Origin of the sequence: Vibrio sp. IB15 (genome assembly GCF_016406055.1) — a bacterium.
In the GTDB taxonomy this organism is placed as follows: Bacteria; Pseudomonadota; Gammaproteobacteria; order Enterobacterales; family Vibrionaceae; genus Vibrio; species Vibrio chagasii.
The window spans coordinates 1-2,721 of sequence record NZ_JAEFCE010000123.1 but is presented as its reverse complement, the minus strand read 5'-3'; the positions used below and the strand labels follow the sequence as shown (position 1 = coordinate 2,721).

Genomic DNA, 2,721 nt, shown 5'->3' with positions numbered 1-2,721 from the left:
ATTAACTGAATACTTGTAACCAAGAGCAGTTACACAGAATTATTTACAGGGTCCGAGTTTTGCTTACTTAGCAACCTCAAACGCATTAAGTGACTTTGATGACTTGTATTCAGTTCTTGATCAAGCGTTGTATCAAGCAAAGAGCAACGGCCGAAACTGCATCATCGATGCCTATAACGAACCTATTGATTTACCAGAAGTTATTTATTCTCAGCCTGTTTGCGAACCAACTCAGCCATGATGCTTTCGCGGTCACCTAGGTAATCATTAAGGCCGACTTTACGTAATTCACACGCTGGACAATCGCCACAACCATCACCAATGATGCCGTTGTAACAAGTTAGGGTTTTACTACGAACAAGCTCAAGTGCTGAGTATTGATCAGCTAAGGCCCAAGTTTCAGCCTTGTTTAGCCACATGAGTGGCGTTTTGATATCCAGCTGCTTATCCATACCTTGAACTAGCGCAGTGTTCATCGCTTTTACAAAGTCATTGCGACAATCAGGGTAACCAGAAAAGTCTGTTTCACACACACCGGTAATCACCGTTTCCGCGCCAATTTGGTACGCGTAAATGCCAGCCAGTGTTAAGAACAGAATGTTACGACCTGGGACAAACGAGTTTGGCAAACCGTTGTCTTGCAGTTCATGAGAAACAGGAATATCGTCACGAGTTAAAGAGCTGATAGCTAGCTCATTTAATAGAGTCACATCCATCACTTTGTGCGCTTTCACGCCTAACTCTTTAGCTAGTGATTCAGCGACTTCAATCTCGAGTTTATGACGCTGACCATAGTCAAACGTAATCGCATGAACTTCATCATACTCTTTTAATGCTTGAACTAGACACGTGGTTGAGTCTTGACCACCACTAAATACTACTACTGCTTTTTTCATTTCCATTCCTACCTAAAACTGACGAGCTTTCTACAACGGGTAAGTACTCTACAAAGTCACAAACTATGCGATGCTCAAGTACTTATGAGTTTGAATTGATAAGCGCCAATTGCGCTCAATGCAGGTATCAATACAAAGCTTCGTCGCACGATCTTTTTGGCTAATTGGTTGTAGAGCAATCACAGTATCGTCAGATACTTCTGCTCGTTCCAGTAAACCATCAAGTTGCTCGATATCCTTACTTGTTCCTACTGGGTGCTTAATCTCGTTCGCACGCTGTAAAGCGCTGTCTAAGATTTCCAGTTTCGCTTTCATTGCCACCTTGGGTGACACCGTAACCCAAGTATCAGGTGTCGCTTTGACTTCAGATGTACCGCTAGTCTCAATTTGGCAGCGACAGCCGTGTTTCTCAAATGCTTCAGTAAGAGGGACAAGATCATAAATACATGGCTCACCACCTGTAATCACAATGTGTTTTGCAGTGTAACCTTGCTTGATGTATTCATTCACGATTCCTTGAGCATCAATAGAAGACCAAGTCGGTGAATCCTCTGTCTTAACCATGATATCACCAAGGCTAGTCTCGTCTTCTGGCAAAGCTTCCCATGTCTGTTTGGTATCACACCAAGAACAGCCTACAGGGCAAATTTGCAGACGAACAAAAACAGCAGGAACGCCAGTAAACACGCCCTCACCCTGGATGGTTTCAAACATTTCGTTAATCTTGTACAACTTTCCCTCAGCTCAATCATTTGATGAAATTAATCAACCGCAGACCTTAAAGCACTTACCCCTTTTGGTCAAACAAATGAGTACTGATAAATCAGTTGATCAAAGCCCTAGCCTGAAGTTTCAAGTTCCCTTATCCTTTCGCCCGTTAGATTTCGTTAGCTTTTAATTTTTAGTAAGGAACAGCATGTACAAACTGATTGCTCTTGATATGGACGGTACACTTCTCAACAGTGACAAAGTGATTTCTCAAGAGAACAAAGACGCAATTGCTAAAGCTCGCGCTGCGGGTGTGAAAGTCGTTCTGGCTTCTGGCCGCCCTTTAGAAGGCATGCAAAGCAAACTCGATGAGCTTTCAATTAACGGCGAGGATGACTTTGTACTCTTCTACAATGGCTCTATGGTTCAGAATGTATCAACAAAAGAGATCATTCATAGCGAGATCAGTAATGGTAAAGCAGCAAAAGAAATCGCTGCACTTGCCGAACAGCTTGGTGGCTATGTCCATGCATTCAGCAAAGTTCATGGTTTAATTACACCAGAGAACAACGAATACACCGGCATTGAGGCGCGCATTAACGGCTTAGATATTACCGAATTCGATTTTTCTCAGTTGGAAGACGACCACGAAATAATTAAAACCATGATTGTTGCTGAGCCAACGAAACTGACAGACATCATCAGTAAATTGCCACAACAGCTTAAGAATCAGTTTACTATTGTTCAGAGCGCACCTTTTTTCTTAGAGTTCCTAAATCCGAACTCGAACAAAGGTGTTGGTATTGAAGCCATTGCCAAACACTTAGGCATTAAAGCCGAAGAAGTAATCTGTATGGGCGACGCTGAAAATGACCACCATATGCTGGAATACGCGGGTCTGGGCATTGCAATGGACAACGCAATGGAAGAAACCAAGAAACTGGCAGATCACATCACAGCAAGCAACGACAATCATGGCGTAGCGGTTGCGATTGAAAAGTTTATCTTTAACTCGTAATCATTCGACTGGTATCGTAGACATTAAAAAGGCTGTGCAATGCACCTGTCTCTTATACACAAATCCCTAAGCCACGCTTGGGGATTTTTTTTGAACTAT

3 protein-coding genes and 1 pseudogene are annotated in these 2,721 nt (G+C 42.7%); 2 read left to right on the top strand and 2 right to left on the bottom strand.

Annotated features, from left to right (window positions below):
* Nucleotides 1-55: 55 nt before the first annotated feature.
* Nucleotides 56-241 (top strand): annotated as a pseudogene (locus JC606_RS22935) (GGDEF domain-containing protein); the annotation flags it as partial.
* Here JC606_RS22935 and queC read toward each other — a convergent pair.
* Nucleotides 201-896, bottom strand: coding sequence for a 7-cyano-7-deazaguanine synthase QueC (gene queC, locus JC606_RS22930; protein WP_137406485.1), 696 nt, complete (start codon nt 894-896; stop codon nt 201-203). The pseudogene JC606_RS22935 and the gene queC overlap by 41 nt on opposite strands.
* A gap of 63 nt (nt 897-959) precedes the next feature.
* Nucleotides 960-1,628 carry a 7-carboxy-7-deazaguanine synthase QueE gene (gene queE, locus JC606_RS22925; RefSeq protein ID WP_313956299.1) on the bottom strand — a complete coding sequence of 223 codons (669 nt, stop codon included), beginning with the start codon at nt 1,626-1,628 and terminating at the stop codon, nt 960-962.
* A gap of 184 nt (nt 1,629-1,812) precedes the next feature.
* On the opposite strand from queE, the gene JC606_RS22920 reads away from it, so the two are divergent.
* Entirely contained in the window at nt 1,813-2,622 is an 810-nt protein-coding gene (locus JC606_RS22920; RefSeq protein ID WP_198779517.1) for a Cof-type HAD-IIB family hydrolase, read from the top strand.
* Nucleotides 2,623-2,721: the final 99 nt, after the last annotated feature.

Coding starts and splice junctions, on each gene's coding strand:
- JC606_RS22920 (WP_198779517.1), top strand. CDS start 1,813: ATGTACAAACTGATTGCTCTTGATATGGACGGTACACTTCTCAACAGT.
- queC (WP_137406485.1), bottom strand. CDS start 896: ATGAAAAAAGCAGTAGTAGTATTTAGTGGTGGTCAAGACTCAACCACG.